General features: G+C 60.0%; 23 protein-coding genes. 16 read left to right on the forward strand and 7 right to left on the reverse strand.

What is annotated here, in order from left to right:
- Positions 1-34: 34 nt before the first annotated feature.
- The 8 genes from V6Z53_RS06940 to V6Z53_RS06975 all read left to right on the forward strand — a co-directional run bounded on the left by V6Z53_RS06940 (position 35) and on the right by V6Z53_RS06975 (position 8,229).
- A complete protein-coding gene (locus V6Z53_RS06940; protein WP_338584797.1) occupies positions 35-976 on the forward strand; it encodes a LysR substrate-binding domain-containing protein in 942 nt (313 codons plus the stop codon).
- Positions 977-1,195: 219 nt separating this feature from the next.
- Positions 1,196-1,603, forward strand: coding sequence for an HPF/RaiA family ribosome-associated protein (locus V6Z53_RS06945; RefSeq protein ID WP_338584800.1), 408 nt, complete (start codon positions 1,196-1,198; stop codon positions 1,601-1,603).
- A gap of 215 nt (positions 1,604-1,818) precedes the next feature.
- Positions 1,819-2,124 (forward strand): DUF3649 domain-containing protein, encoded by a 306-nt coding sequence (locus V6Z53_RS06950; protein WP_338584801.1) that lies wholly within the window; start codon positions 1,819-1,821, stop codon positions 2,122-2,124.
- Entirely contained in the window at positions 2,121-3,698 is a 1,578-nt protein-coding gene (locus tag V6Z53_RS06955; RefSeq protein WP_338584803.1) for a PepSY-associated TM helix domain-containing protein, read from the forward strand. The genes V6Z53_RS06950 and V6Z53_RS06955 overlap by 4 nt, the downstream gene beginning before the upstream one ends.
- Positions 3,699-4,025 (forward strand): DUF3325 domain-containing protein, encoded by a 327-nt coding sequence (locus tag V6Z53_RS06960; protein WP_338584804.1) that lies wholly within the window; start codon positions 3,699-3,701, stop codon positions 4,023-4,025.
- A gap of 4 nt (positions 4,026-4,029) precedes the next feature.
- A complete protein-coding gene (locus V6Z53_RS06965) occupies positions 4,030-4,602 on the forward strand; it encodes an RNA polymerase sigma factor (RefSeq protein WP_338584805.1) in 573 nt (190 codons plus the stop codon).
- Complete coding sequence (locus tag V6Z53_RS06970; RefSeq protein WP_338584807.1) at positions 4,599-5,588, forward strand: FecR family protein; 990 nt, start codon at positions 4,599-4,601, stop codon at positions 5,586-5,588. The genes V6Z53_RS06965 and V6Z53_RS06970 overlap by 4 nt, the downstream gene beginning before the upstream one ends.
- Positions 5,589-5,802: 214 nt before the next feature.
- A complete protein-coding gene (locus tag V6Z53_RS06975) occupies positions 5,803-8,229 on the forward strand; it encodes a TonB-dependent receptor (protein WP_338584809.1) in 2,427 nt (808 codons plus the stop codon).
- A 134-nt stretch (positions 8,230-8,363) separates the two neighbouring features.
- Here the strand turns inward: V6Z53_RS06975 and V6Z53_RS06980 are convergent, their stop codons facing one another.
- Positions 8,364-9,239, reverse strand: a complete 876-nt coding sequence (locus V6Z53_RS06980) for an AraC family transcriptional regulator (protein WP_338584810.1) — start codon at positions 9,237-9,239, stop codon at positions 8,364-8,366.
- 138 nt (positions 9,240-9,377) lie between these two features.
- Here V6Z53_RS06980 and V6Z53_RS06985 point away from each other — a divergent pair, with 138 nt between their 5' ends.
- The gene (locus V6Z53_RS06985; RefSeq protein WP_338584811.1) at positions 9,378-10,280 is read left to right on the forward strand and encodes a DMT family transporter; all 903 of its coding nucleotides are present in this window, start codon (positions 9,378-9,380) and stop codon (positions 10,278-10,280) included.
- 51 nt (positions 10,281-10,331) lie between these two features.
- Here the strand turns inward: V6Z53_RS06985 and V6Z53_RS06990 are convergent, their stop codons facing one another.
- Positions 10,332-11,306 (reverse strand): D-glycerate dehydrogenase, encoded by a 975-nt coding sequence (locus V6Z53_RS06990; RefSeq protein WP_338584812.1) that lies wholly within the window; start codon positions 11,304-11,306, stop codon positions 10,332-10,334.
- A 194-nt stretch (positions 11,307-11,500) separates the two neighbouring features.
- On the opposite strand from V6Z53_RS06990, the gene V6Z53_RS06995 reads away from it, so the two are divergent.
- Entirely contained in the window at positions 11,501-11,737 is a 237-nt protein-coding gene (locus V6Z53_RS06995) for a hypothetical protein (protein ID WP_338584813.1), read from the forward strand.
- Positions 11,738-11,894: 157 nt separating this feature from the next.
- On the opposite strand, the gene V6Z53_RS07000 is transcribed toward V6Z53_RS06995, so the two are convergent.
- From V6Z53_RS07000 to norR, 5 genes are all read right to left on the reverse strand, one after another.
- Entirely contained in the window at positions 11,895-12,644 is a 750-nt protein-coding gene (locus V6Z53_RS07000) for a YkgJ family cysteine cluster protein (RefSeq protein WP_338584815.1), read from the reverse strand.
- Between the two features lie 83 nt (positions 12,645-12,727).
- A complete protein-coding gene (locus tag V6Z53_RS07005) occupies positions 12,728-13,054 on the reverse strand; it encodes a hypothetical protein (RefSeq protein ID WP_338584816.1) in 327 nt (108 codons plus the stop codon).
- Between the two features lie 44 nt (positions 13,055-13,098).
- Positions 13,099-13,557 carry a GNAT family N-acetyltransferase gene (locus tag V6Z53_RS07010; protein WP_338584818.1) on the reverse strand — a complete coding sequence of 153 codons (459 nt, stop codon included), beginning with the start codon at positions 13,555-13,557 and terminating at the stop codon, positions 13,099-13,101.
- A gap of 25 nt (positions 13,558-13,582) precedes the next feature.
- Positions 13,583-14,485 (reverse strand): chemotaxis protein, encoded by a 903-nt coding sequence (locus V6Z53_RS07015; protein ID WP_338584820.1) that lies wholly within the window; start codon positions 14,483-14,485, stop codon positions 13,583-13,585.
- 264 nt (positions 14,486-14,749) lie between these two features.
- Positions 14,750-16,300 carry a nitric oxide reductase transcriptional regulator NorR gene (gene norR, locus V6Z53_RS07020; protein WP_338584822.1) on the reverse strand — a complete coding sequence of 517 codons (1,551 nt, stop codon included), beginning with the start codon at positions 16,298-16,300 and terminating at the stop codon, positions 14,750-14,752.
- Between the two features lie 156 nt (positions 16,301-16,456).
- On the opposite strand from norR, the gene hmpA reads away from it, so the two are divergent.
- The 6 genes from hmpA to cyoD all read left to right on the forward strand — a co-directional run bounded on the left by hmpA (position 16,457) and on the right by cyoD (position 23,181).
- Complete coding sequence (gene hmpA, locus V6Z53_RS07025; protein WP_150703700.1) at positions 16,457-17,638, forward strand: NO-inducible flavohemoprotein; 1,182 nt, start codon at positions 16,457-16,459, stop codon at positions 17,636-17,638.
- Positions 17,639-17,903: 265 nt separating this feature from the next.
- The gene (locus tag V6Z53_RS07030; RefSeq protein WP_338584824.1) at positions 17,904-18,413 is read left to right on the forward strand and encodes a disulfide bond formation protein B; all 510 of its coding nucleotides are present in this window, start codon (positions 17,904-17,906) and stop codon (positions 18,411-18,413) included.
- Positions 18,414-19,239: 826 nt separating this feature from the next.
- Positions 19,240-20,175, forward strand: coding sequence for a ubiquinol oxidase subunit II (gene cyoA, locus V6Z53_RS07035; RefSeq protein WP_338584825.1), 936 nt, complete (start codon positions 19,240-19,242; stop codon positions 20,173-20,175).
- Between the two features lie 3 nt (positions 20,176-20,178).
- Complete coding sequence (gene cyoB / locus V6Z53_RS07040) at positions 20,179-22,209, forward strand: cytochrome o ubiquinol oxidase subunit I (protein WP_338584827.1); 2,031 nt, start codon at positions 20,179-20,181, stop codon at positions 22,207-22,209.
- Positions 22,210-22,212: 3 nt separating this feature from the next.
- Complete coding sequence (locus V6Z53_RS07045) at positions 22,213-22,839, forward strand: cytochrome o ubiquinol oxidase subunit III (protein ID WP_338584828.1); 627 nt, start codon at positions 22,213-22,215, stop codon at positions 22,837-22,839.
- Positions 22,840-23,181 (forward strand): cytochrome o ubiquinol oxidase subunit IV, encoded by a 342-nt coding sequence (gene cyoD, locus V6Z53_RS07050; RefSeq protein ID WP_338584829.1) that lies wholly within the window; start codon positions 22,840-22,842, stop codon positions 23,179-23,181.
- The last annotated feature ends 8 nt before the right edge of the window (positions 23,182-23,189 follow it).

Consider the following 23,189-nt stretch of genomic DNA (forward strand, 5'->3'; position numbering starts at 1 on the left):
AACTTCCTAAGACAGCCTTTAGCAGGACTAAACGATGAGCCGTCAATTGCACGCCCAGACCTACGTGTGGCTGCAGGTGTTTTCCTGTGCCGCGCGGCACTTGTCGTTCACCCGCTGCGCCGAAGAACTGCACATCACGCCGGGGGCGGTCAGTCAGCAGATCCGCCAACTGGAAGAGCGCCTGGGTTTTCGCCTGTTTCATCGGCGTGCGCGCGGAGTGGAGCTGAGTGCTGAAGGGCAACGACTGGCCATCACGGTCAACGAGGCCTACGGCAGCATTGATGCAGAGTTGCGTCGATTGGACGCCGGCATGATCAGCGGGACCCTGCGGGTGCGTTCGATTCCGTCGTTCCTCAGCAAATGGCTGACCCCGCGTTTGCCGCGGTTGCAGCAGCGCTTTCCGGACATCCAGTTGCGTCTGGTGGCCGAGGACAGCAGCGTGCCGTTGCATGAGGGCGACTTCGATCTGGCCATCGACTTGAACGATGGCAGCTACCCTGGATTGCTATCCACAGCCTTGCTCGATGAGCAGATTTTTCCGGTGTGTGCGCCGAGCCTGTTGCGCGGGCGTCCACCGTTGCACGGCCCGGCTGACTTGATGCATTTCCCGCTGCTGCACGACATCACCGCCTGGCGTGGCAGTTACGAATATGCGGAATGGGAGTTCTATCTCAATGCGATCGGCTTCGAAGGCGCGGATGTGCGGCGCGGGCACACGTTCAATCGCAATCACCTGACCATCGAAGCGGCTATCGCCGGGATGGGCGTTGCCATCGCCCGTCGCACGCTGTTGAACGATGAGCTGGAACGCGGTGCGCTGATCGTGCCGTTTGGCCTGACCGTGCCCAATCACAAGCGCTACATGGTGCTTTATGCGCCGGGTGCGCTGAGCCATCCGGGCGTGCGTGCGGTGCATGACTGGCTGGTGGAAGAGGCGGGGATTTTTCGTGGCTTGCACCCGCTGGGGGAGCGGTAAATGTGAGCAATTATTACGTAAGAGCAGGTCGACTCAACTCCCGACCTTAACAGCGCTTTTGCCGGTTGTCCGGTTTTTTTGCGATTACAAATTTATCTTTTTTTAGGGGTTGAATTGTTCAGCGTACAGACCGATTGTGTAAGTAAGAGGTCACGGTGATGACGCCCAAGGGCTTAGCTGACCGGCCTCTCGCGAGCTAGCTGAAATAAGGGATGAACTATGCAAATCCAAGTCAATAGCGATAACCATATTCAAAGCAGCATCCGACTGGAGGAGTGGGTACGTACTACCATTGAGAGCACGCTCGAACGATACGAAGAGGACCTGACACGCGTCGAGGTTCACCTGCGGGACGAGAACGGCGACAAGCCCGGACCACACGATTTGCGCTGCCAACTGGAAGCGCGGCCAAAAGGCCACCAACCGATTTCCGTGACCCATAAAGCCGATAGCCTGGAACTGGCGATCGACGGTGCGGCCACCAAACTTGAACATGCGCTGGAGCATATGTTCGGCAAATTACGCGGCAAACGAGCCAATGTGGTGCCCATCGAAAGTGGCGCCCATGCCGATACGCTGCTGGAAGAGGAATTTCTGGAAAACGAACAGGCTGCGCTCAACGGCTGACAGCTGGTCTAACTCTTAACCTTCCCACCAAAAACGGGCCTGCGAATGCAGGCCCGTTTTGCTTTGTGGCGAAGGGAAAACTTGAGGGAAAGCGGTTAGCGGCGATTGTCTTGGCAAGCCAATCTCATTCGACAGTTTTGCGTATGAGAATATTTATCATTAATATTGCGCTTTGCTGGCCCCGCACGCGGGCCCACCCGTTTTCCAGGTCGTTCATGAAAGCCAAAAGCCCCACGCTCCCCGTTTCCTATCGACTGGCGGTCACTTCGCGAGTGCTTGCCGCTGTGTTCGGTGGTTATTGGGTCACGGCGCTGGCGAGTGTCTGCCTGACGTTGTGGGTGCCAATGGCCCGAGCCGAGGCGGTAGTGACCGGGATGACCAGTTCGTTCGTGATCTATTTGCTGGCGGTGATCTGGTGCTTTGCCTGTCGAACGGCATGGCGGGCCTGGTTCGGGTTGATTTTGTCGAGTCTGTTTTTGGCGGCGCTGGCCGGGCTGGCGTACTGGATGGAGCAGTCATGAAAGAGGGCTTTCGCCAGGCCATGGCGTGGTTGCACACCTGGGCCGGTTTGACCTTCGGTTGGTTGCTGTTTGCGATTTTCCTGACCGGCACGCTTGCTTACTTCAAGGACGAGACCAGTCACTGGATGCAGCCGGAAATCCCCGCGCGTTCGGTGTCCTCCGAAGCCAGTCTGACGCTGGCCCAGGCGTATCTTCAGCAGCACGCCTCCGGCGCTTCGCGCTGGCTCATCGAGCTGCCCGATGCCCGTGAACCCGCGCTTTCAGTGCGCTGGCAACAGGCGCCGTCCAAGCCCGGTGAACGCGGGCAACTCACGGCAAAACTGCTCGATCCGCAAACCGGCAATGAAGTCCAGGCCCGGGACACCCAGGGCGGCGAGTTCTTCTACCGTTTCCACTTCCAGTTGCAAATGCCCTATCCGTGGGGGCGTTGGCTGTCGACCATCGCGGCCATGGTGATGTTCGTCGCGCTGATCAGCGGGATCATCACCCACAAGAAAATCTTCAAGGACTTCTTCACCTTCCGCCCGCGCAAGGGCCAGCGTTCCTGGCTCGATGGGCATAACGCGGTGGGTGTGCTGGTGTTGCCGTTTCACCTGATGATCACCTACAGCAGCCTGGTGATTTTCATGAGCATGGTGATGCCGGCGAGCATCCTGGCGGCGTACAAAGGTGACGTGCAGGCGTTCTTCAGCGACGTGTTTCCAGCCGCCAATACGGCGAAAGCCGCTGGTCAACCGACACCGTTGCTGCCCTTGGCGCCGCTGTTGGAAAAGGCCCGCGAGCAGTGGTCGGGTGGAGAGGTCGGGCGCTTGACGGTGAACAATCCGGGCGATGCGAACGCCTCGGTGGTGTTGGCTCGCAGCGGTGCGGATCGCGTGGTTCATGATTTCGGCAGCGCCGTGACCTTCAACGGCGTGACCGGGCAGCTGCTCGCCGCGACTCCGGCTCAACCGTTGCCAATGGCCATTGCCGGGAGTTTCTACGGTTTGCACATGGGCCATTTCGCCGGCCCGTTATTGCGCTGGTTGTACTTTATCTGCGGGCTGGCGAGTACGGCGATGATCGGCACCGGGCTGGTGATCTGGCTCGGCAAGCGTCAACTCAAACATGCAAAGAGCGGCGTGATGCCCTTCGAATTGCGGCTGGTGGAAGTGCTGAATATTGCCAGCATGTCAGGCCTGGTCGTGGCGGTGGCGGCGTTCTTCTGGGCCAACCGTTTGTTGCCGCTCGGCATGGCCGAGCGGGCAGGTTGGGAGGTCAACAGCTTCTTCATCATCTGGGGGATTAGCCTGCTGCATGCCATGGTCCGCCGAGGTCGCGCGGCGTGGGTGGAACAATTGGCGCTGGCCGCGTTGCTGTTTGGCGCGGTGCCGTTGCTCAACGCGCTGACCACGCCTTATCACCTCGGCGTCACGCTGGTGCAGGGCGATTGGGCCATGGCCGGTTTCGACCTCGCGTGCCTGGGCAGCGGCGTGTTTCTCGCTTGGGCTGCCTGGAAAATGCAGTGCGCCGGAAAGACCGAAGTCGTCCGGCAACGCGCCCAATCGATCACCCTTGAGCAAGAGGCGAACTGAATGTTGCTGGCCTGCTTGCTGTGTTACGGCGGTTTCACCGCGCTGTGTTTGTCCATGGATCGTCACCACGCCGAGTTGCTGGGGCGCAAGCCGACGCTGGTCATGCGTCGACGGATGAAGCTCGCGGGATGGTTGCTGCTGGCCGTTTCGCTGTGGGCGGCGGTATCGACCACGGGCTGGGCGCTGGGTCTGGTCGAATGGTTTGCGGTGCTGATGCTCAGTGCCTTGTTGCTGGTTATGCTGATGCCATATCGACCGCGCCTGGCCTTGGCGCTGGCCGGGGGTAGCCTGCTGGTCAGCCCGCTTGCCGCGTTTGCGCAGTATTGAATCGATGATCAACCGCCCAGCCGGACCCGGTGATCCCGAGCGCGATGAGCCGCGCGGCGACCGTGCACATTTTCTTCAGGTGTTCCTCTCGCAACGTTCGCAAATGGAAGCACTGGTGAACCGGCGCGTCGGTTGCCGGGCGACGGCGGCGGACCTGGTGCAGGACTTGTTCCTGCGATTCTGGCGACGGCCGCTGGTGCAGGTCGAGGAGCTCAGCACCTATCTGCTGCGATGCGCCGGCAACATTGCCATCGACCATTTGCGCAGCGAAGGCTCGCGGGTGCGGGCCAGCGAAGGCTTGATGACGGAGCCGTCGGACAGCGTGGGTGGCGAGCCGCAAGCCGCGCTGGAAGCAGGCAATGATTTGCGCCATGTCGAAGCGGCGTTGCGCGCATTGCCCGAGCGCACGCGGCAGATCTTTTTGCTCAACCGCATCCATGGCCGCAAGTACGCCGAGATCGCCAAGGCCATGGGCCTGTCCCAAAGTGCCGTGGAAAAACATATGATGCGCGCGCTCGAGGCCTGCAAGGCCAGCCTGCGGGAACCGCAACCGCGTACGCCAGGGAAAGCACCGTGAACAATTTTCAGAGCGTCACCCCGACGCCCGCTCAGGAGCAGGCCGCGCTGGCCTGGCTGAGTCTGTTGCATGACCAACCGAGCAGCGGCGATCAGGCTAATTTCAGCCAATGGCTGAAGGCCGACCCGGCCCACGCCGAAGCCTATGCCCGTGCGCAGGTGCTGTGGGAATTGAGCGAAGTGCCGGCGCGCACCCTGGCCGAGGAAGACGCCTTCGCTCTGCAGGGTTATCTCAATGCCATGAACCGCTCGCGGCGCAGTAGCGTTCGGCGTTGGTCCGGGGCGCTGGCTATGGCCGCTTGTTTGCTGCTGATGATCAGCCTCGGCAGCGGGTTTCAGCCGTTGCGCTGGATCGATGATTTGGGCGCCGATTATGTGTCGGCGCCGGGGGAAATCCGCACCGTTATGCTGGCCGACAAATCCCAAGTCACCCTTGATGCCGACAGCGCGATTGCCGTGGATTTCAGCGGCGGTGAGCGGCATGTGCAGGTGCGTCGCGGTGCCGGTTTTTTCAGCGTGACCCACACCGGCGAGCCATTTGTGGTTGACGCGGAAAAGGGCCAGGCGCGGGTGCTAGGCACGCAGTTCGAAGTGCGTCTGCAACCCCACGGCGCACAGGTCACGGTGTTGTCCGGGCGGGTGGGTGTGACGGCGGACAAAAACGCCGAGCTGCAAATTCTCACGGCGGGCCAGCAAGTGGCGTACGGCAATGGCTCGGCGGAAAAACTTCACGCGGTGGACAGTGAAGCGCAACTGGCGTGGCGCCAGGGTTGGCTCAATTACTACAAGGCGACGCTGGCCGATGTGGTGCAGGACCTGGGGCGTTATTTCCCGGGGCGGATCGTGTTGCTCAACGATGAGCTGGCTCAGCGGCGGGTCAGCGGCAGTTTTCCGAGCAAGAACCCGCAAGCGGTGTTGAGTTCGTTGCAGGGCGTTTTGGGGTTTGAGCAGTATCAGGTGATGGGGCATCTGATTATTTTGCGCTGAACCAACCGGCCTCTTCGCGAGCAAGCCCGCTCCCACAGGGAATGCATTCCAAATGTGGGAGCGGGCTTGCTCGCGAAGGCGCCAGATCAATCACAGCATCTGTCGGATAAAAATATTTTCAACTTTCTGCTGAGGTAAAACCGAACGCCATCCGTGTAGTGACTGAAACTGCGAGTCATTCGCATCCGCTGCGGTTCTACACAGGTCATGAGTCATGAAGTCCAGGGCAAAATCGGGTTCGGTCAAACAATGGTTGGGTGTTTCTGCGTTGAGTTTTTCGGCGTTGGCGTTGCTGCCGCTGAGCGTGGCGATGGCCGCGCAAACCAGCGCGCAGCAACAGACGCAATTCAGCTTTTCGATGGCCGCCAAACCGCTGCCCCAGGCTCTGAGCGACTTCAGCCGCACCACCGGCATCAGCGTGGTCTACACCGATGAAGCGCCTTATGGCATCACCGCACCCGCCGTCAGCGGCCAGTTGAGTGCCGAGCAGGCATTGCAGCGTTTGCTCAGCGGTTCCGGTTTCACCTTCCGCCGTACCGACGGCCACACGATGGTGCTGGAGCCGCTGCCCACCGAAGGCGCGCTGAACCTGGGCGCGACCACCATCACTTCCATGATGGACGAATCCACCAGCTACCAGCCACCGCCCACAAGTTCCGTGATGCGCAGCTCCGCGCCGCTTCAGGAAATTCCGCAGACCGTCAACGTGGTCGCGGCCCAGGTCATTCGCGATCAGGCGCCGCGCAACCTCGATGATGCCCTGGCCAACGTCAGCGGCATCACTCAAGGCAACACACTGGGTAGCACTCAGGATTCGGTGATGACTCGCGGCTTCGGCGACAACCGCAACGGCTCGATCATGCGTGACGGCATGCCGATCGTGCAGGGCCGTGGCATGAACGCCACAGTGGACCGGGTCGAAGTGCTCAAGGGGCCGGCCTCGCTGCTCTACGGCATTCAGGACCCGGGCGGTGTGGTGAACATGGTCAGCAAGAAGCCGGAGCTTGAGCAATACAACGCGTTGACGGCGCGCGGCTCGACCTATGGCGATGGCAAGAATGGCAGCGGTGGCACCTTCGACAGCACCGGTGCATTGGGCGATACCGGATTGGCCTATCGCATGGTGGTGGACCACGAAGACGAAGATTACTGGCGCAACTACGGCGTGCATCGCGAAACCCTGGTCGCCCCGTCGCTGGCCTGGTTCGGCGAAAGCACCAAGCTGTTGTTCGCCTACGAACACCGTGAATTCCTGACCCCGTTCGACCGTGGCACGATCATCGACCCGCGCGACAACCACCCGCTGGACATCTCCCGTGATCGTCGGCTCGACGAGCCTTTCAACAACATGGAAGGGCGTTCGGACCTGTATCACTTCGAGGCCGATCACGAACTCAACGACAACTGGAAAGCCCACTTCGGCTACAGCTGGAACCGCGAAACCTACGACGCCAGCCAGGTTCGCGTGACCGCCATCGACACCAGGAAAGGCACGCTGACCCGCAGCATGGACGGCACGCAGAATGCGATCAGCACCGACCGTTTCACCACGCTGAGTCTCGAAGGCAACGTCGACGTTGCGGGCATGCGCCACGACCTGGTGTTCGGCATCGATGACGAGTGCCGCAAGATTTACCGCGAAGACCTGATCCGCCAGAAAAGCCTGACCACCTTCAGCTACCTCAATCCGGTGTACGGCCGTGAAGTACCAGGCTCCACCGTCAGCCCGGCCGACAGCGCCCAGACCGATAAACTGCGCAGCGACTCGGTGTTTTTGCAGGACTCGATCCACCTCACCGACAAATGGATTTTCGTGGCGGGCGGTCGTTTCCAGGAGTACGACCAGTACGCCGGCAAGGGCGTGCCGTTCCATGCCAACACCGACAGCAACGGGCAGAAATGGGTGCCGCGCGCCGGCCTCGTCTACCGCTATACCGATGAGCTGTCGTTCTACGGCAGCTACACCGAATCGTTCAAACCCAACTCGACCATCGCGCCATTGAGCGGCAGCACCGTCGTGCTCGACGGCAGTGTCGCGCCGGAAGAAGCCAAGTCTTGGGAGATCGGCGCCAAGCTTGATTTGCCGGGGCGCGTGACGGGCAACGTCGCCCTGTTCGATATCAAGAAACGCAACGTGCTGATCGCCAACTCCGAAGGTCCGGTGACGATTTACAGTGCCGCCGGTGAAGTGCGCTCCCGCGGCCTGGAAGTGGATTTGAGCGGCCAGCTCAGCGACCGCTGGAGCATGATCGGCAGCTACGCCTACACCGATGCCGAAGTGACCGAAGACCCGGATTACAAAGGCAAGAAACTGCAAAACGTGGCGAAGAACAGCGGCTCGCTGTCGGCGGTGTATGACTTCGGCAGGATCATCGGTGGCGACCAGTTGCGGGTCGGCGCTGGCGCGCGTTACGTCGGAGAGCGGGGGGGTAATGCGGTGAACGATTTCGAGCTGCCGAGCTACACCGTCGCCGATGCGTTCGCCACCTACGACACGCAACTCGATGGGCAGAAGGTCAAGTTCCAGCTCAACGTGAAGAACCTGTTCGATCGCACGTACTACACCTCGGCGGCGAGCCGGTTCTTTGTGTCGATGGGGGATTCGCGGCAGGTGACGTTGTCCAGCACTTTGGAATTCTGACGACAGACCGCGTCATCGTTCTTCGCGAGCAAGCCCGCTCCCACTTTCGACCAAGTTGCCTTAGGGTAATGCGATCAAATGTGGGAGCGGGCTTGCTCGCGAAGTGGCCTTGGCAGGCACTGAAAGTCCTGGGTCTAACGCAAAAACGCCTGCCGGTATTCCCCAGGCGTCCCACCCAACGTCTGCCGAAACCGATTGGTAAAGTGACTGGCACTGGCAAACCCGCACGCCAATGCAATCTCCCCCAACGGCTGCGCAGTCGAGCGCAACAATTCCCGTGCCCGATTCAGGCGTCGCGCCAGCACATATTGATGCGGCGGCAGGCCGAAGCTCTCACGGAACATCCGCGCGAAGTGGTATTCCGACAGCGCACACAGCGCCGCCAGTTGCCCCAGGCTGATGGCTTCGGCGAGATGACTGTCGATGTAGTCCACCAACAGCCGCCGTTGATGCGCGGCCAAACCACCCTTGAGGCGCAAGTTCGGGCGCACGCTGACCTGGCTGAGCAGCGCATGGCCGAGTATCTCGTGGGCCAGGCTGCTGGTGAGCAAGCGTTCGCCCGGTTCGTCCCAGTTGAGGGTGATCAACTGGCGAAAACGCACGGCCTGCTGCGGATCATCAAGGAAGGTTTGCTCGCGCAACTGCAATTCACGCGGTTCGCGGTCGAGCAGGGTGACGCAGCCGAGGGCAAATTGTTCGGGGCTGAAATACAGGTGCGCGAGGCGAATGTCGCCATTGATCACCCAGCCGGACTGATGGTCGGCGGGCAGGACGCACAACTTGTCGGGGCCACCCTTGTTGCCGGGTTGATCGCGGCGAAAGGTGCCGGTGCCGCCGGCGATGTAGCACGACAGCGTGTGATGGCTCGGCGCTTCGTAATCCTGGGCGTCGTGGTGATTGCTCCACAAGGCTGCGGACAAGCCGTCACCGAGCTCGGCGCTGTGCTCAAGGCGAGCATTGGGCGAGCGGTTGAGGGCTTGAAAGACTTGCAGGGTATCCAGTGCGGCCATGATCGGTTCTCTCCAACGCCTTGCATCCTACTCCGTAGACCTGCGCCTGCCAGCCCGTCGTGCGACAAAAGCGCAAGTTTATGCAAGTGCACCAGGGCGCGGCGCAGGACACTGGGCACCTATCGAGGAGCCTTTGTCATGAACCTGTCTTTGTACCTGCTGACCGTGCTGATCTGGGGCACCACCTGGATTGCCCTGAAATGGCAACTGGGCGTGGTGGCGATTCCCGTGTCGATTGTCTATCGGTTCGGCCTCGCCGCGTTGGTGCTGTTCGTCATGTTGCTGCTCACCCGGAAGCTTCAGGTGATGAACCGTCGCGGGCATTTGATCTGCCTGGCGCAGGGGCTGTGCCTGTTCTGCATCAACTTCATGTGTTTCCTGACGGCAAGTCAGTGGATCCCGAGCGGTTTGGTGGCCGTGGTGTTTTCCACTGCGACGCTGTGGAACGCCCTCAATGCGCGGGTGTTTTTCGGCCAGAAGATCGCCCGCAATGTGCTGATGGGTGGTGCGTTGGGCTTGCTCGGGCTGGGCCTGTTGTTCTGGCCGGAACTCGCCGGCCACACCGCCAGCCCGGAAACCTTGCTCGGCTTGGGTCTGGCGCTGCTCGGCACTTTATGTTTCTCGGCGGGCAACATGCTGTCGAGCCTGCAACAGAAGGCCGGGCTCAAGCCGTTGACGACCAACGCCTGGGGCATGGCTTACGGCGCGGCGATGTTGTCGGTGTGGTGCCTGGTCAAAGGCATTCCGTTCGATATGGAATGGAATGCGCGCTACATAGGCTCGCTGCTGTATCTGGTGATTCCAGGCTCGGTGATCGGGTTCACCGCTTACCTGACGCTGGTCGGTCGCATGGGTCCGGAGCGTGCGGCCTATTGCACCGTGCTGTTCCCGGTGGTGGCACTGAATGTCTCGGCGTTCGCCGAGGGCTATCAATGGACCGCGCCGGCACTCGCAGGGTTGGTGATGGTGATGCTGGGGAACGTGCTGGTGTTCCGTAAACCCAAGCCACCGCTGGTGCAGGGCAACGGCAAGTTGGCCTGAAGCCATCTGCGAATAAACGGGCAGGCGTGTCTGGCGCCTGCCCGTTTTGCTTTAGCCCTTCCAGACTTGCGGGTTGACCAGATCCTGTGGTCGTTCACCCAGCAAGGCACTGCGCAGGTTGGCCAGCGCACGATTGGCCATCGCTTCGCGAGTCTCGTTAGTAGCCGAGCCGATGTGCGGCAAGGTTACGGCGTTTTTCAGCTGGAACAGCGGCGACTCGGCCAGCGGTTCCTTTTCGTAGACATCCAGCCCGGCGCCGCGAATGCGGTTGTTTTGCAGCGCTTCGATCAGTGCCGGCTCGTCCACCACCGGACCACGGGAGATGTTCACCAGGATCGCGCTCGACTTCATCAGCGCCAGTTCGCGGTGGCTGATCAGGTGTTTGGTTTTCTCGCTGAGCGGCACCACCAGGCAGACGAAGTCGGCTTCGGCCAGCAGCTCATCGAGGCTGCGGAACTGCGCGCCGAGTTCCTGTTCCAGTTCGGTCTTGCGGCTGTTGCCGCTGTAGAGGATCGGCATGTTGAAACCCAGGCGACCACGGCGGGCAATGGCGGCGCCGATATTGCCCATGCCGACGATGCCCAAGGTCTTGCCGTGCACATCGCAACCGAACAGCTGCGCGCCGACGGTGGCTTGCCATTGGCCGGCCTTGGTCCAGGCATCCAGCTCGGCGACGCGGCGGGCGCTGCTCATCAGCAGGGCGAAGGCCAGGTCGGCGGTGCTTTCGGTGAGCACGTCCGGGGTGTTGGTGAGCATGATCCCGCGTTCGTTGAAGTACGCGACGTCATAGTTGTCGTAGCCCACCGAGACGCTGGACACCACTTCCAGCTTGGCGGCGTTCTCCAGTTGCGCACGACCGAGCTTGCGGCCGACACCGATCAAGCCGTGGGCGTGGGGCAGGGCGTCGTTGAACTGGGCGTTGATGTCGCCGTTTTTCGGATTCGGCACGATGACGTCGAAGTCTTGTTGCAGGCGTTCGACCATCTCAGGCGTGACGCGACTGAAGGCGAGGACGGTTTTTTTCATGGATGCAGGCTCGTCGGGCGGGAATGCTTAGCAAGCTACAAGTTTCAGGCGTTCAGCCGCAAGCCCAAAAGGCGCCGCGGCTGTTTTTAACTTGTGGCTTGCAGCTTGAAGCTTGTAGCTGCCCTTCCGCTATACTGGCGCCTTTCGCGGCTCGCTGACCGGGCCCGACACTTTGCGCATCACCCGGAGCTTTCATGACTTCCCCGATACAACCGCCGGTCGCCGACGATTTGAGCGACAACGTCGACGCCAGTGCCGACAGCGAAACCAAAGCCGAAATCCCTGCGTTCAAGTTCCCGTTCAAACCGGGTGAGCTGGCGTCCGCCAAGGGCTCGAACCAGCCGTGGTACAAGAACGGCGCCAAGAACGGCCACACCAAGACCCCAGGCATGGCGCCTCCGGGGACGCGGCGGTCGATGGGTAAGCGTTAGGCCTTCAGTTTTTTCGGTGTCGGGTCTATCGCCTTCGCGAGCAAGCCCGCTCCCACATTGGATCTTCGTCGTACACAAAATCTGTGTCGTATGAAGAACCAATGTGGGAGCGGGCTTGCTCGCGAAGAGGCCGGCACAAACAACACAACTCCCAGTGTTAAGCCGCCCGCAACGAAATAAACGCATAGTTCGTCGGCGCTTCTGTCGTCACGAGCGCCCCGGCCGCAACAACCTGCCCGGCAATATCCTCTCCCGAGACATGAAACTGCCACTCGCTGCTCCACTCCGGCAACGTCTGCCCGGTCAGTTCGTCGATGATCGTGGCAAATTCATTCATGTCCGGCAGATAAGCGGTGAACCCGTCGCCTTTCAGTGCGGTCGTCCGAAACCCCAGCAACGCACAAATCGCGTCCTTCATCTGGATGTCATCACGATCCGCCTGACGGGAGCGTTGGATCAATTCCGACAGCTCACGGTCGACCAATTCACCGCCGACGATCAGGTCCGGCCCTTTTTGCCACGACTCGGGCGGGCATTCCTTCACGGCAGTGTTCAGCGGAATGTGCGGATTGATTTCCATCGGATAAATACGGCACACCAGCGGCCGGCGTTCGTAGATGCGGCAGAGGTTGTCTTCGTCAAGATTACGGCAGGGGCCAACGTTGTAGGCGGCGAAGGTGATGGCGACATAAGCCTCGGCGTCGGCGCTGCGAACCACCGCCGAACGGCGTTCGGCGTGTTCCCGTTGTTGCGCCGGCAGGCCCAGGCCGTTGCTCAGGAAGGCTTCCGCCAGCACGATCACCTGACCGCCGTCGGCGGCCCACATGCGGGCTTCGGGCAGGGTCAGGGGCACATGGTGATCATTGCAGCATTTGCCGCAGCCTACGCAAGAAAACGTCGTATTCATTGAGCGGTCAGTCGCATCCGGGAGCATGAAACGGCGACAGAATGCCGCCGCAAAGGCTGCTATCGAAGCAAATTATGCGCCACTCACTGCGCCTTGGCGCTCGGACGGACGGAGTCCCATTCAGTGACGTACGCGGTTTTGCTCTTTTTGTTGTAGAGGCACAGTTCGGTGCCCTGCGCGCCTTTCATGTGTTTTTGCGGATATTGCCCTTGCAACAGGAGGGCGGTGTAGCCAACGCGGTCATCGAACTGCGCGGCGTTGCCGACGGGTTTGGCATCCTTCAGGCCGCTGGCCTTGGTGCAATTGGCGAGCACGGTTTTGTCGTAGGCGGCCCAGGCGTCGGGGCTGGAAGCATGGGCCTGAGAGGCGAGGGCGGTGAGGCAGAGGAAGGCCAGGGTGGCGGTTTTCATTGTTCGGGGATCCTTGGGCAAGTAAGGGCCAAGGTGTGAGTATGTCAGACCGGAACCGGTTCCCGACGCACCTCACACATCCCGACACGCTCATACAAGCGCCGCGCGCGCAGGTTGTCTTCCAGCACCTTCAAATCCACAAACCCTTCCCGGCGCAGCTGAAATACTTTGAAGGCGTGCAACAGCAATGCGCGCCCCAGGCCTTCGCGTTGCGCCCGCGGATGCACCACCAGATTCTTGATGTAAGCGCTGGTCCAGCATTGACACACGCCAACCACGCCTTCGCCATCCAGGGCAATGAAGCACAGGGCGGGATCGTATTCAGGATCGGTTTCAAACTTTTGCTGCCAGAGCTCCTGCGCCGGCACCCGGCCACCGCCGTCGCGGTAACCCAGTTCCATCAAGCGATGGACCGCTTCGGCGAGCTCGGGGCGATAGGTGATCAAGTGAATGCCGGTCGGCCAGTCGATAGCCGGCACCACCTCGGCGAGGTCGCGCCTCATCAGCCAGCAATAATCCAAGGTCAACTCAATGACCTTGTTCGGCCACAGCCTTGGCTGCTTCGATCAGGCATTTGGTCAGTTCCGGCGACGAGAACTTGGTCAGCACCGCGTTCGCCCCGGCCAGCCGCGCTTTTTCGCTGTTCATCGCGCTGTCGAGCGAGGTGTGCAGTAAGACATAAAGATGTGCGAAGTCCGGTGTTTCGCGCAGGGTGCGGGTGAAGGCGTAGCCGTCCATCTCGGACATTTCGATGTCGGAGACGATCAGGTTGATCTGCTGCGCGGTGCCTTGCAGGTCCAGCAGGCAGTCGATGGCTTCCTTGGCACTGCGCGCAGTGTGGCATTGCAGGCCGAGGTTGCGCAGGGTGTGCACCGATTGCTGCAACGCGACCTGGCTGTCATCGACCACCAGAATCCGCGCGCTGCCCAGGACTTCGGCGTCTTCCATGCTCAGCTCGGTCGGGGCCATCTCGATTTGCACCGGGGCAATGCCGTGGATGACTTTCTCGATGTCCAGCACCTGCACCAGCGTACCGTCGACCGAGGTCACGCCGGTGATGTACGAGCGCACGCCACCAGAACCGAACGGCGGCGGGCGAATGTCGGTGGTCAGGCAGTGGACGATCTTGCTTACCGCCTGCACGTGCAGGCCCTGCTTGGAACGGCTGACATCGGTGACGATCAGGCAGCCGCCGTTCGGATCTTCCAGGGGACGCTCGCCGATGGCGCGGCTCAGGTCGATCACTGACAGCGACGCGCCGCGCAGCGTGGCGATGCCTTTGACGTGCGGGTGCGACTCCGGCAGCTTGGTCAGCGACGGGCAGGGGATGATTTCACTGACTTTGAGCAGGTTGATCGCCATCAACTTGCCACTGCGCAAGGTAAACAGCAGAAGCGAAAGTGAATCTGCGCGGGCTTTGGTGGTGGACATAAGAACCTTCTTGGGCAAAAGGTGATGGGCTGTCACGGTTGCCGACAGCTATCGATGCCGGGTTATCGACTTGTTTGGGGCAGGCTTTAGGCTAATTACCGACAGCCTGACTGTTGGTGAACTCCTGTGGCGAGGGAGCTTGCTCCCGCTCGGCTGCGTAGCGGCCGCAAAACCTGCAACCCAGTGTTTCCTGGATGCATCCTTTCGCCTGATTTGGGACCGCTTCGCGCTCCAGCGGGAGCGAGCTCCCTCGCCACAATAGGGTTATTTCATGCCCAACCTTTTGGCCATCCGCCCAAGGTTCGCCCGATCCAGCCCCAACTCCCGCGCCGCACTGGCCCAGTTGTTGTTGTGCCGTTCCAGGCACGCGCCGATCAACTGGCGCTGATAGTTTTCGGTAGCCTCGCGCAAGTCGCCGGTCACCAGCGCCATGGCAGCCGTGGCCGGTTGCTCGGCGCTGACTTCAATGCTGCCGTTAGGCAGGTCCAGGTCGGCAGCGCTCAAGCTGAGAATCTTCGGCCGTTCCTTGCAGTTGCCCAATGCCTTCAACGCGCTGCGACCGATCAGGTGTTCCAGTTCCCGCACGTTGCCTGGCCAGTCATAGGCGAGCAACGCGGCTTGGGCATCGCTGCCCAGGCGCAGGCTGTTGAGGCCCATGCGCGAGCGGTTCTGCTCCAGGAAGTAACCGCTGAGCAGCAGCACGTCACGGCCACGATCACGCAGAGCCGGGACTAATAAAGGATAAACACTGAGACGATGATAGAAGTCGGCACGATAGCGGCCACTGCGCACTTCTTCGGCCAGGTCGCGGTTGGTCGCGGCGATCAGCCGTACATCGACCTGATGCTCCTTGTCCGACCCCAGCCGTTGCAGCTGACCGCTTTGCAGCACACGCAGCAATTTCGCCTGCACCGTCAACGACAGCTCGCCGACTTCATCGAGAAACAGCGTGCCGCCATTGGCCAGCTCGAACTTGCCGCGTCGATCGTTCATTGCGCCAGTGAAGGCACCGCGCACGTGGCCGAACAATTCACTTTCCACCAGCGTATCGGGCAGCGCGGCGCAATTGAGGCTGATGATCGGCTTGTCGGCGCGCGGCGAGGCGGCGTGAATGGCCTGCGCCACCAGCTCCTTGCCGACCCCGGTTTCCCCGGTGATCAGCACGGTCAGGTCGCTGCCGCCCACCAGGCTGATTTCTTCCACCAAACGTTTGAGGGCCTTGCTCTGGCCGACCATTTCGCGGTTCTGCTGACCGCTGGCCTGACGGTAGACCTCGGCGCGCTGGTGTTCATCCTCGACGCGATTGTTCAGGCGCTCGATGCGCTCGACGGCATTGACCGTGGCGGCAGCGAGGCTGGCGAAGGCCTCAAGGGCGTCAAGTTCGATGGGTTCGAACTGTTCCGGATCGAGCGCGTCGAGGGTCAGCAAACCCCATGGATGCTCGTCGATGAGCAGAGGGCAACCCATGCAATCGTGGACTTCAAGGTGGTCATCAAGGCCATCGACCAGCCCGTCGTACGGGTCGGGCATGTCGCTGTCGGCGGCGAACCGGGTCGGGCCATTGCTGCTCAGCAACGCTTCGAAGCGCGGATGCTCGCTGACCTTGAAACGGCGACCGAGGGTGTCGGTGCTCAAGCCGTCGACGGCCAGCGGCACCAGCCATTCGCCGTCGAGACGCAGCAGGGCAGCGGCATCGCAGGGCAGCAGGGCGCGCATGGCTTCGAGCAGGCGTCGGTAGCGCTCGCCCTCGGGGAGTTCGCGGGACAGGTCCGAGACCAGTGGCAGCAGGGCGGTAAGCAGGGATTTTGCAGTCATAGTGACTCCATGTAGTCGGTGTGACTATAAAACAGAAGGTGTCGTTATGACTATCATGTTGTTAACTTGTTGATTTATATGAATTTAATAGTTGGCATGGAAACTGAAATGCATAGGGCAATAGTCACCAAAACTTTGCTGCCCAGGAGTCACTTTATGCTTAGCGTCCAAGACCGTGCCATCGTCAAATCTACAGTGCCGTTGCTGGAAAGCGGTGGCGAAGCCCTGATCACTCACTTTTACCGCATGATGCTCTCCGAGTATCCGGAAGTCCGCCCACTGTTCAACCAGGCCCACCAGGCCACGGGCGACCAGCCGCGTGCGCTGGCCAACGGTGTGCTGATGTACGCGCGCCATATCGATCAGCTCGACCAGTTGGGCGATCTGGTAGCGAAGATCATCAACAAGCATGTCGCCCTGCAGATTCTCCCGGAGCACTACCCGATTGTAGGCACCTGCCTGCTGCGCGCCATTGCCGAAGTGCTCGGCGAAGAAATCGCCACCCCGGAAGTGATCGCGGCCTGGGGCGCGGCCTACGGCCAACTGGCGGACATCCTGATCGGTGCCGAAACCAGCATTTACGACCAGAAAGAACAGGCGCCGGGCGGCTGGCGCGGAGCGCGGGAGTTCATCGTTGCGGCCAAGGTCGAAGAAAGCGCGGAAATCACCTCGTTCTACTTCGAACCGGTGGACAAAGGCCTGATTCTGGCAGCCGAACCGGGCCAGTACATCGGCATGAAACTGATCCTCGATGGCGAAGAAATCCGCCGCAACTATTCGCTGTCGGCCCTGGCGAACAAAGGCCAGTACCGCATCAGCGTCAAGCGCGAGGCCGGTGGTCGCGCGTCCAACTTCCTGCACGATCAATTGCACGTGGGCTCGACCATCCAGCTGTTCCCGCCATCGGGCGAGTTCACCCTGACTGCCAGCGACAAACCGCTGGTGCTGATCAGTGGGGGCGTCGGCATCACCCCAACCCTGGCGATGCTTGAGGCCGCGCTGGAGACCAAACGCCCGGTGCACTTCATCCACTGCGCGCGCAACGGCAAAGTCCATGCTTTCCGCGACTGGATCGATGGCTTGGCCGAGCGTCATCCGCAACTCAAACCGTTCTACTGCTATGCCGAAGACGACGGCGTGAGCCCCGCGGCGCACAAGGTCGGGCTGTTGAGCCAGGAGCAGTTGGGCGAATGGCTGCCGCAAGAGCGCGACCTGGACGCTTACTTCCTCGGACCGAAAGGCTTCATGGCGGCGATCAAACGCCATCTCAAAGCGTTGGGTGTGCCGGAGAAACAAAGCCGTTACGAGTTCTTCGGCCCGGCTTCGGCGTTGGAGTAACCGGTTGGCGGCTCGGGAGACCGAGTCGCCTTCATTGCGGGCAAGCCTTGCTCCTACAGGTTTTGTGTCGATCCACGTTAATGTGAACGATGCAATACCTGTAGGAGCAAGGCTTGCCCGCGATGGCTTCACCTCGGTCCAGAACTGAAAAACCCTTCGAAAGTTAATCCCTTCTTAACCCGCCTGTCGTCTATTCCCCCGACATCCCCCAGCACGCGCCCAGCGTGTAGACTGGCGGGCAATCGATATCTTGAAGGGAAACGCGATGAGCGAGGAAACACTGCGGTTGGGCCGTGAACGGCGTTATCTGGTTTTGCTGGGCATCATCTGCCTGGCGTTGATCGGCGGCGCGCTGTACATGCAAATCGTACTGGGCGAGGCCCCGTGCCCGCTGTGCATCCTGCAACGTTATGCCTTGCTGTTGATCGCGATCTTCGCCTTTATCGGCGCGGCCATGCGCAACCGTCGCAGCATCACGATTTTTGAAACCCTGGTGGTGATTTGCGCACTGGCAGGCGTCGGTGTGGCGGGTCATCACGTCTACACGCAGTTCTATCCCGCCGTCAGTTGCGGCATCGATGTACTGCAACCGATTGTCGACGGCCTGCCGCTGGCGAAGATCTTCCCGCTGGGCTTCCAGGTCGACGGTTTCTGCTCCACGCCGTACCCGCCGATTCTCGGTTTGTCGCTGGCGCAATGGGCGTTGGTCGCCTTCGTGCTGGTCGTGGTGCTGGTGCCGCTGCTGACGATGCGCAACCGCAAAGCAGTGCGCTGAGACCCTGCGCCACATCGTATTGTCGGACAAAAAATGCCCCGGTCCTCACTGAGAGGGCCAGGGCATTTTTTTGCAGATCAGAGGCTGGTGGAAAACACCGTAGCAGGTGGAAACAGAGGTGCGACACGTGTGCGACATGTTGTCACATCTTCAGTGTCGCAGCGGCGTCCAAGGCAGCGGATTGGCACGGGCTCATGCAATGAAATTGGACTGTTTCGCAGCCTGTCGGGCTTGTTCGCTGTCAGGCTGGAGCAGGCAGTTTTAACAGGGTCTGGCGATTTGCCAGAGCCCTTGTGACATGGGGGCTTGCGCCGGGTAGGGTGGTGTCGCCGAGCAGCGGAAACTGTCTGAACTGCCGGTGGTAGACCTACTATTTTTGGTGTTTTTGTTGAGAATTAATTTCGATAACATGCGCCACTTTTACGAGTTCGGCGAAGCATTGTTGCGGCTCGGGATATAAATTATTTCGGGATGAGACATGGTTTAAAAAACGCTACATAACTACAATCGCCCGCACTGAATTCCCGGCGCTGCTCACCCTTAAAGGTGTTTGAGCAGAATCAGGGTGTCGAGAGGCCGGGCGGCTTCATGCGACTCCCAGGTGTCGGTGCCTCCAACTATCCGCACCAAATGGAATTGGTCTGTAACAAGGCCTTTGACCACGAATTCGAATAAGAACTCACCGCTGGCCCAGGATTTGTCGAAACGCGTCTGACGCTCGACGGGCAGCCCTTATTCAATCCAAAGAAATGCCAACCCTTGGCAGGGTGAAGTGTTGGCGATCAAAACCCAACTGCATTGCGCAAGCTGCTTTAGAGGTCGTGAGATGAGTAAAAACAGGTACCCCAGACTACTAGGCTTAGTGCCGCTGCTCGGCACGTTGTTGCTGGGAGGCTGCAACATGACCTTGCTCAATCCCACCGGCCAGATTGGCCTGGAACAGCGCAACCTGATCATCACCGCAACGCTGCTGATGCTGTTGGTCGTGGTTCCGGTCATCGTCATGACCTTCCTGTTCGCCTGGAAATACCGCGCGTCCAACACCAAGGCGACCTACACGCCTAAATGGAACCACTCCACCAAGATCGAGATCGCGGTGTGGACTGTTCCGGTGTTGATCATCATTGCCCTGGGTTACATCACCTACATTTCGACCCACGAACTGGACCCGTACCGTCCGATCGAATCCGACGTGAAGCCGGTGACCATCGAAGTGGTCGCGCTGGACTGGAAGTGGTTGTTCATCTACCCGGAACAAGGCATTGCCACGGTCAACAAGATCGTGTTCCCGGCGAACACACCCATCAACTTCAAGATCACCTCCGACGCCGTGATGAACTCGTTCTTCATCCCGGGCCTGGGCGGCCAGATCTACGCGATGGCCGGCATGCAGACCAAGCTGCATTTGATCGCCGACCGCAACGCTGAAATGGAAGGCATCTCCGCCAACTACAGCGGCGCTGGTTTTACCGGTATGAAATTCAAAGCGATCTCAACTTCCCAGGAAGATTTCGACGCCTGGGTAAGTGAAGTCAAAAAGGCACCTAAACAGCTTGAACAAGCTGAATACGCAGCCCTTTCCAAGCAGAGCCAGAACAACCCAGTCGAGCTCTACTCCTCGGTGACGCCGAACCTGTTCCAGACCATCGTCGACAAGTACGAAGGCATGAAACCGGGCCCGAAGGTCAAGCACGAGAAGAAAGAGAAAGAAGTGGCCGCTACGGACATGAACTCGCATTCAGCTGCCGGGGCAGAGGAGTAAACGATGTTTGGTAAATTAAGTTGGGAAGCGGTCCCGTTCCACGAACCGATTGTGATGATTACCATCGCCATGATCGCGCTCGGTGGTCTGGCACTGTTCGCGGGTATCACTTACTTCAAGAAGTGGACCTACCTGTGGACCGAGTGGCTGACGTCGGTCGACCACAAAAAAATCGGCGTGATGTACATCATCGTCGCCATGGTCATGCTGCTGCGCGGTTTTGCCGACGCCATCATGATGCGTACCCAGTTGGCCATGGCCACCGAGGGTTCGCCTGGCTACCTGCCACCTGAACACTATGACCAGATCTTCACCGCTCACGGTGTGATCATGATCATCTTCATGGCGATGCCATTCTTCACCGGCCTGATGAACCTTGCAGTGCCGCTGCAGATCGGCGCGCGTGACGTTGCCTTCCCGTTCCTGAACTCCTTGAGCTTCTGGCTGCTGGTTTCCGGTGTTGTGCTGATCAACCTGTCCCTGGGCGTCGGCGAATTCGCCAAGACCGGTTGGGTTGCCTATCCGCCGCTGTCGGGCCTGCAATACAGCCCTGGCGTGGGGATGGATTACTACATCTGGGCGCTACAGCTATCCGGGCTAGGTACGACGCTAACGGGGGTTAACTTCCTCGCTACCGTGCTGAAAATGCGTACCCCTGGCATGAAACTGATGGACATGCCGATCTTCACCTGGACCTGCACCTGGGCCAACGTCCTGATCGTGGCTTCGTTCCCGATCCTGACCGCTACCCTGGCACTGCTGACGCTTGACCGTTACATGGATTTCCACATTTTCACCAATGAACTTGGTGGCAATCCAATGATGTACGTCAACCTGTTCTGGGCGTGGGGCCACCCTGAGGTATACATCCTGATCCTGCCGGCATTCGGCATTTTCTCGGAAGTCATCTCGGCCTTCACCGGCAAGAAACTGTTTGGCCACAAGTCGATGATCTACGCTTCGGGCGCGATCTCGGTACTGGGCTTCATGGTTTGGCTGCACCACTTCTTCACCATGGGTTCGGGTGCCAGCGTCAACGCCTTCTTCGGTCTGGCGACGATGCTGATTTCCATCCCGACGGGTGTGAAGCTATTCAACTGGCTGTTCACCATTTACCAAGGTCGTCTGCGCTTCACCAGCCAGGTTCTGTGGACCCTGGGCTTCATGGTGACCTTCGCCATCGGCGGCATGACCGGCGTACTGCTGGCCATCCCGGGTGCTGACTTCGTTCTGCACAACAGCCTGTTCGTGATCGCGCACTTCCATAACGTGATCATCGGCGGTGCGGTATTCGGTTACATCGCTGGTTTCGCGTTCTACTTCCCGAAAGCGTTCGGCTTCAAGCTGCACGAAGGCTGGGGTAAAGCAGCGTTCTGGTTCTGGATCTCGGGCTTCTTCGTCGCATTCATGCCGCTCTATGCACTGGGCTTCATGGGCATGACCCGTCGTCTGAACGCCACCACCAACCCTGAGTGGGTGCCGTACCTGTACGTCGCCATGTTCGGTGCGGTGATGATCGCTGTCGGTATCGCCTGCCAACTGATCCAGCTGTACGTCAGTGTGCGTGACCGCAACAAGCCAGAGAACATGTGCGAACACGGTGACCCGTGGAATGCCCATACCCTGGAATGGTCGACCTCGTCGCCACCTCCGTTCTACAACTTCGCCGTGCTGCCGAAAGCTGACTGCGTCGATCCGTTCACCGAAGCCAAGGAAAACGGCACTGCGTACAAGGCTCCGGCCAAGTACGAGCCGATCCACATGCCAAACAACACCGCTACCGGTGTGGTCATGGGTGCTCTGCTGACCGTGTTCGGTTTCGCGATGATCTGGCACATCTGGTGGCTGGCAATCGCGAGCCTGGTAGGCACTGTCGTCTACTTCGCGATCCACGCTGCACGTGACGACCAAGGCTATATGGTCCCGGTTGAAACGATCGAGCGCATCGAAGCCGAGCAGCACAAGCGTCTGGTAGCGGCAGGGAAAATCCCGGCCACCGCCACCCGTGTTGAAACCTCGTTGGAACAGGCTTAAACCATGTCGAACTTAGTGACCAATGCTGGACACACCCATGTCGATGGACATGGGCATGATGACCATCACCACGACTCGGGCGAGATGACCGTATACGGTTTCTGGCTCTACCTGATGACCGACTGCATTCTGTTTGCGTCGATCTTCGCGGTGTACGCGGTACTGGTTAACAACGTAGCCGGTGGCCCGTCGGGCCACGACATCTTCGAACTGCCATACGTGCTGGGCGAAACCGCTCTGCTGTTGTTCAGTTCGATCACCTACGGCTTCGCCATGCTGGCGTTCTACCGTGGCAACAAGAAGCAGGTCCTGGGCTGGTTGGCCATGACCTTCCTGTTCGGCGCCGGCTTCATCGGCATGGAGATCAACGAATTCCACGTTCTGATCTCCGAGGGCTACGGCCCTAGCCGTTCCGGTTTCCTGTCCGGCTTCTTCACCCTGGTCGGCACCCACGGTCTGCACGTGACCAGCGGTCTGATCTGGATGGCGATCATGATGTATCAGGTCAACAAGCATGGCCTGACGTCGACCAACAAGACCCGTCTGAGCTGCCTGAGCCTGTTCTGGCACTTCCTGGACGTTGTCTGGATCTGCGTATTCACCGTTGTTTACCTGATGGGGACTATGTAAATGGCTAACCCAGCTCATTCCCACCACGGCCACGATGACGCCGGTCACGGCAGCTACAAGTCGTACGCCATCGGTTTCATCCTGTCGGTGATCCTGACCGTCATTCCATTCGGTCTGGTGATGTACCCGTCGCTGCCGAAGTCGATCACCCTGTTGATCGTCCTCGTGTTCGCGATCGTCCAGGTGCTGGTGCACCTGGTGTACTTCCTGCACCTGGACCGTTCGGCCGCGCAGCGTAACAACGTGATCGCGTTTGTCTTCGCCGCGATCGTAATCGTCCTGCTGGTTGGCCTGTCGCTGTGGATCATGTTCAGCATCCACACGTACATGATGGCGAAGTGAGGTAGACC

Origin of the sequence: Pseudomonas sp. MAG733B, assembly GCF_036884845.1 — a bacterium.
Classification (GTDB): Bacteria; Pseudomonadota; Gammaproteobacteria; order Pseudomonadales; family Pseudomonadaceae; genus Aquipseudomonas.

Excerpts from the sequence above, each read along its gene's own strand:
- V6Z53_RS06940 (WP_338584797.1), top strand. The coding sequence starts at position 35 with ATGAGCCGTCAATTGCACGCCCAGACCTACGTGTGGCTGCAGGTGTTT.
- V6Z53_RS06945 (WP_338584800.1), top strand. The coding sequence starts at position 1,196 with ATGCAAATCCAAGTCAATAGCGATAACCATATTCAAAGCAGCATCCGA.
- V6Z53_RS06950 (WP_338584801.1), top strand. The coding sequence starts at position 1,819 with ATGAAAGCCAAAAGCCCCACGCTCCCCGTTTCCTATCGACTGGCGGTC.
- V6Z53_RS06955 (WP_338584803.1), top strand. The coding sequence starts at position 2,121 with ATGAAAGAGGGCTTTCGCCAGGCCATGGCGTGGTTGCACACCTGGGCC.
- V6Z53_RS06960 (WP_338584804.1), top strand. The coding sequence starts at position 3,699 with ATGTTGCTGGCCTGCTTGCTGTGTTACGGCGGTTTCACCGCGCTGTGT.
- V6Z53_RS06965 (WP_338584805.1), top strand. The coding sequence starts at position 4,030 with ATGATCAACCGCCCAGCCGGACCCGGTGATCCCGAGCGCGATGAGCCG.
- V6Z53_RS06975 (WP_338584809.1), top strand. The coding sequence starts at position 5,803 with ATGAAGTCCAGGGCAAAATCGGGTTCGGTCAAACAATGGTTGGGTGTT.
- V6Z53_RS06980 (WP_338584810.1), bottom strand. The coding sequence starts at position 9,239 with ATGGCCGCACTGGATACCCTGCAAGTCTTTCAAGCCCTCAACCGCTCG.
- V6Z53_RS06985 (WP_338584811.1), top strand. The coding sequence starts at position 9,378 with ATGAACCTGTCTTTGTACCTGCTGACCGTGCTGATCTGGGGCACCACC.
- V6Z53_RS06990 (WP_338584812.1), bottom strand. The coding sequence starts at position 11,306 with ATGAAAAAAACCGTCCTCGCCTTCAGTCGCGTCACGCCTGAGATGGTC.
- V6Z53_RS06995 (WP_338584813.1), top strand. The coding sequence starts at position 11,501 with ATGACTTCCCCGATACAACCGCCGGTCGCCGACGATTTGAGCGACAAC.
- V6Z53_RS07000 (WP_338584815.1), bottom strand. The coding sequence starts at position 12,644 with ATGAATACGACGTTTTCTTGCGTAGGCTGCGGCAAATGCTGCAATGAT.
- V6Z53_RS07005 (WP_338584816.1), bottom strand. The coding sequence starts at position 13,054 with ATGAAAACCGCCACCCTGGCCTTCCTCTGCCTCACCGCCCTCGCCTCT.
- V6Z53_RS07010 (WP_338584818.1), bottom strand. The coding sequence starts at position 13,557 with ATGAGGCGCGACCTCGCCGAGGTGGTGCCGGCTATCGACTGGCCGACC.
- V6Z53_RS07015 (WP_338584820.1), bottom strand. The coding sequence starts at position 14,485 with ATGTCCACCACCAAAGCCCGCGCAGATTCACTTTCGCTTCTGCTGTTT.
- norR (WP_338584822.1), bottom strand. The coding sequence starts at position 16,300 with ATGACTGCAAAATCCCTGCTTACCGCCCTGCTGCCACTGGTCTCGGAC.
- hmpA (WP_150703700.1), top strand. The coding sequence starts at position 16,457 with ATGCTTAGCGTCCAAGACCGTGCCATCGTCAAATCTACAGTGCCGTTG.
- V6Z53_RS07030 (WP_338584824.1), top strand. The coding sequence starts at position 17,904 with ATGAGCGAGGAAACACTGCGGTTGGGCCGTGAACGGCGTTATCTGGTT.
- cyoA (WP_338584825.1), top strand. The coding sequence starts at position 19,240 with ATGAGTAAAAACAGGTACCCCAGACTACTAGGCTTAGTGCCGCTGCTC.
- cyoB (WP_338584827.1), top strand. The coding sequence starts at position 20,179 with ATGTTTGGTAAATTAAGTTGGGAAGCGGTCCCGTTCCACGAACCGATT.
- V6Z53_RS07045 (WP_338584828.1), top strand. The coding sequence starts at position 22,213 with ATGTCGAACTTAGTGACCAATGCTGGACACACCCATGTCGATGGACAT.
- cyoD (WP_338584829.1), top strand. The coding sequence starts at position 22,840 with ATGGCTAACCCAGCTCATTCCCACCACGGCCACGATGACGCCGGTCAC.